This window comes from Bacillus cereus group sp. N12 (assembly GCF_016483575.1).
Classification (GTDB): domain Bacteria; phylum Bacillota; class Bacilli; order Bacillales; family Bacillaceae_G; genus Bacillus_A; species Bacillus_A toyonensis.
Genome location: NZ_JAEHBO010000158.1, coordinates 1 through 4,320, shown reverse-complemented (window position 1 = coordinate 4,320; position 4,320 = coordinate 1). Strand labels below are relative to the sequence as shown.

Genomic DNA, 4,320 nt, shown 5'->3' with positions numbered 1-4,320 from the left:
GTACATGTCGCTCGCCAACATAATTTACACGTGGACGGAACAAGCGATTATTTGCATGTTGCTCAATAACGTGCGCACATAGTCCTACTGTTCTAGAGCTAAAGAAGATTGGTGTGTACAGTTGAATTGGGATACCAAGCATCCAATATACTGGTGCTGCATAATAATCAAGATTCGGATAAATGCCTTTTTCCTTCTCCATAATTTTCTCTCCAGCTTCACACATTTCATATAGTGTATAATCGCCTTTTACATCACATAGCTGTTTTAAAGCTTCCTTCATCATAAGTGCTCTTGGATCCATTTTCTTCATATAAACACGGTGTCCAAAGCCCATAATTTTTTCTTTGTTATATAGTTTTTTCTGTAATAACTCTTCAAACTTCTCAACATTGCCAGCCTCTAAAAGCATGTACATAACAGCTTCATTCGCACCGCCGTGTAAGCTTCCCTTTAAAGATGCAACCGCACCAGTTAGAGCACCGTATAAATCTGATTGTGTTGACGCAATTACACGCGCTGTAAATGTAGAGTTTGGCATTTCATGTTCACTATATAAAACAAGGGAACGATCAAAGATCTTCTCCTCAAGTTCAGTCGGTTTCTTACCAGTTAACATATAGAAGAAATTCGCACTATATGACAATTCCTGAAGAGGCTCAATTGGCTCCTCATTATTTAAAATATGATAGCTATTTGCTACAATATTTGGTACTTTACTTAAAAGCTTATAACCTCGATCTTTGTTTACTTCTAACGAGCGATTTTCAATATCATTATCATAACCAGCTAATGCAGACACACCTGTACGCAAGCCATCCATAGGATGCGTTTCTTTAGGCAACGCCTTTAGAACGTTGAATACCCCTTCTGGCACTGCATATTCTTCTTTTAATTTCTTTTCAAGTGTTTCTTTTTCATCCTCATTCGGTAGATGTTCTTCTAATAAAAGGTGCACAATGTCTAAATACTCTTTTGTTTTTGAGAGTTCGATTAAATCATACCCTTGAATTACAATTTCACCTTTTACTGTGTCAAGAAACGAGATTTTCGTCTCCGCTGCTACTACACCATCTAATCCCGGGGAAAATTTTTCTTCAGCTTTCATTATTATTTCCTCCAATCCTAATAGATCTTCGTGCACACAACTGTAAGCCTTTACAATACTTTAGAACTACATTTCTATTTCAATGTATCAGAGTTTTTAGAAGATTTCAATTTATTTTATAATGATAAGTTTCCTATACTTTTATTGATGTAACAATACAATTTTTTGAAAATAATTTTCATATTTTTCAAAGAAAGGACAGACTTCTTTACAATTCTTTTTAAAACAAAATATAAAGATAACTCATATAATCCCATCAAACATATCTTTTTTCCGAATTTTATTACAAAATAGAAAAAACGAGCTGCACACATGTACAGCTCGTTTCTATATGATATTTATTTCACTATCCTCTAAATATAATTCTTATATAAAACTTATTCATTTTTAATAAAGTTATTATTTTACATAATTAAATTAAATTTCTTCTGTTTCTTTATGATAACTTACAACTAAATCATAGTTTTGAAAGTACCAAAGATCATCAAAATCTACAAAAATAGAATACCATCTTTCTTCACTGACACTATTTCCCCATCTGGTTTCTCAGAAACAATCCCTAAAGAATATCCGGGCTGAATTGAACTGTTTCCACCATATCTTATGACAAATCGAATACATTCATTGCGATTGATTCGTAATTCTTCTTTAAACCATTTTACAGCTTCGTTTTCAACGATAATATTCAATTTTATCCCTCTCGGCTTAATTCTTTTTCACTTAACTTTTGTCTTACAAACATACCAAAAACAAGTAAAGCTATTACAGCTGAAACAGAGCTTGCTGTAAATAAAATACGATAGCCAAAAATTTGTGACACAAATCCAAGTAAAATTGCACCTAATCCGATACCTAAATCAAATGCTGTAAAAAATGAAGCGTTAGCAACTCCTCTTTTACTAGGATCAACAATTGTAAGCATCGCCGCTTGTAAAGCTGGCTGTGCTGAGCCAAATCCCATACCGTATAATGTCGCTGCAATAATGATGCCCGTCAAACCATTTGCCATCGTTAATACAACTATAGCTAAAATAGTAATACATAGTGCTGGAAGTATGATGAATACTTCTCCATATTTATCTAATAATTTACCTGAAATCGGTCTTACAATTGTTAATGCAATTGCATATACAAGAAAGAACGTCCCAGGATTCACATTAATTGAAGAAGCGAATAACGGTAAAAACGTTGTAATGCCACCGTATGCAAATGATAAAAAGAAAACAACAACCGTAATTGATAAAACGGATTTTTCAAATAGTTGAATTTTCCCTTTTTCCTTTTGTGGCGTGAATGGCATTTTCGTTATTAACGATAATATAACTGCCATGAAAGATAAAAGAGTTGCTAAAAGGAATAGACCATGAAATGAATAATATTGTACTACCCATAATCCAATCATCGGTCCGATTGCCATTGCAATTGTCATAGCCATCCCGTACCAGCCCATACCTTCTCCACGGCGTGAATCTGGAATAATATCAGTTATCGCAGTTCCAACAGCTGTTGTAGAAACGGCCCATGTCACTCCGTGAATAACGCGTAAAACTGCTAAAAGGACTATAGTCGATGCTAAATTATAGGAATACATCGTTAGCCCAAAAAGGATGAGTCCGAAAATAATAAAAGACCTTCTACCATATTGATCTAACATACCTCCAATAATCGGTCGTATTACAACAGCAGCTATTGTAAACATTCCCATCATCAATCCAACTTGTGATTCATTTCCACCAATCTCTTTAATGAATAGAGGAAGCGTTGGAACAAGTAAATAAAACCCTGTAAATAAAAATAACATCGCGAAAGACATTTGAATAAATGACTTCGTCCATAATCGTTCCATAAAAACACCTCCATAAACACGTGAAATTTACGATTAACACCCCCATTGTACATTTTCTCTGTCTCTTTTCCCTCAGCAAAAAGACGTATCTTTTCATATTAAATAGTCCACTCTCAGCATTGATTGGTCGTACGACTTTGTACGTATGCTTTAACCGAAAGTCCTATGTATTTGTACCTTTATACGTGTTAAGAGAATATACTAATTTATTATCTCAACTTAGGAGTGATTATTTTTATGTGGGTATTATCAAGAGTAACTGCCGTGGTTCCTTCAACTCCCGGAATACATGTGCCCGCCGTCCATACAGCTAGCTCTGATGTTGGCATTGAACTTCCCGCAACTTGGCAACAATATCAAGTTCCCGGTCAAGTTACTCCCTCATTTTGGCATCACGGTACACACCCAAGTAGCACTACCTTTTATAACCCCAGTTATGTTCCATTACCCCCGACTCAAGTCTTTTATCATTTTCCATCCATTTATTTTCAAAATTTCTATGGTACGTTTAACATTTAAATAGCATCATTGCATAGCTCCTATATTTACTTCCAATCCATTTTCAACATAAAAAAGTCGAATTTCTTATGTAAGAAATTCGACTTTTTTAATTGCTTTTTATTAACTTTTCTTATTGCCCATTATTCGCAGGGACTTCCCCTGTATTTCCCCCATTATTCGGTGGAGTTGTCACTGGTGGGGTTGGATTCCCTTGCCCTCCCCCGTTACTTGGGGGCGTTGTGTTCCCGCCTTCTCCGTTATTCGGCGGCGTTGTGTTCCCGCCTCCTCCGTTATTCGGCGGCGTTGTGTTCCCGCCTCCTCCGTTGTTTGGCGGCGTTGTGTTCCCGCCTCCTCCGTTATTCGGCGGCGTTGTATTTCCTTGACCATTTCCATTATTTTGTTCATTTTCTTTCTTTTGTTCTTCTTGCTTCTTAAGGTCATCTTGTTTCTTTTGTTCTTCTTGTTGCTTCTTAAGGTCATCTTGTTTCTTTTGTTCTTCTTGTTTCTTTAATTCTTCCTGTTTCTTAAGTTCTTCTTGCTTTTTCTCTTCTTCAGTTTTTTGCTGCTGATCTTGTTTCGGCTGTTCAGTTGTATTCGGTACGCTCGTATTTGGTGAAGAATCACGTTTCTCACCTTTTATACGTAACTCATTACCTTCTTTCACAACACTACTTGGCATCTTAAATTGTGATTTATCAGTAGCCATCTCGCTCATCATTTCTTTAAAGATCAACTGTGCAATTTTCGTATTTTTACTACTAATATAATCGTCTTTACTATCTTTCATATAACCGGTCCATACTGCCATCGTATACTGCGGTGTATATCCTGCAAACCAGCTATCACGAGTCGCACTGTCTGGTAA

3 protein-coding genes and 2 pseudogenes are annotated in these 4,320 nt (G+C 35.9%); 1 reads left to right on the top strand and 4 read right to left on the bottom strand.

Going from position 1 to position 4,320, the window contains the following annotated elements:
* From mmgD to JDS92_RS29690, 3 genes and pseudogenes are all read right to left on the bottom strand, one after another.
* A partial coding sequence (mmgD, locus tag JDS92_RS29700; RefSeq protein ID WP_199633010.1) for a citrate synthase occupies positions 1-1,108 on the bottom strand: 1,108 nt, incomplete at its 3' end.
* A 417-nt stretch (positions 1,109-1,525) separates the two neighbouring features.
* Positions 1,526-1,797 (bottom strand): annotated as a pseudogene (locus tag JDS92_RS29695) (HesB/YadR/YfhF family protein).
* A gap of 2 nt (positions 1,798-1,799) precedes the next feature.
* Entirely contained in the window at positions 1,800-2,954 is a 1,155-nt protein-coding gene (locus JDS92_RS29690; RefSeq protein ID WP_098001043.1) for an MFS transporter, read from the bottom strand.
* Positions 2,955-3,191: 237 nt separating this feature from the next.
* On the opposite strand from JDS92_RS29690, the gene JDS92_RS29685 reads away from it, so the two are divergent.
* Complete coding sequence (locus tag JDS92_RS29685; RefSeq protein ID WP_000270098.1) at positions 3,192-3,473, top strand: hypothetical protein; 282 nt, start codon at positions 3,192-3,194, stop codon at positions 3,471-3,473.
* A 112-nt stretch (positions 3,474-3,585) separates the two neighbouring features.
* On the opposite strand, the pseudogene JDS92_RS29680 reads toward JDS92_RS29685, so the two are convergent.
* Positions 3,586-4,320: pseudogene (locus JDS92_RS29680) on the bottom strand (penicillin-binding protein); the annotation flags it as partial.

Coding starts and splice junctions, on each gene's coding strand:
- JDS92_RS29685 (WP_000270098.1), top strand. CDS start 3,192: ATGTGGGTATTATCAAGAGTAACTGCCGTGGTTCCTTCAACTCCCGGA.
- JDS92_RS29690 (WP_098001043.1), bottom strand. CDS start 2,954: ATGGAACGATTATGGACGAAGTCATTTATTCAAATGTCTTTCGCGATG.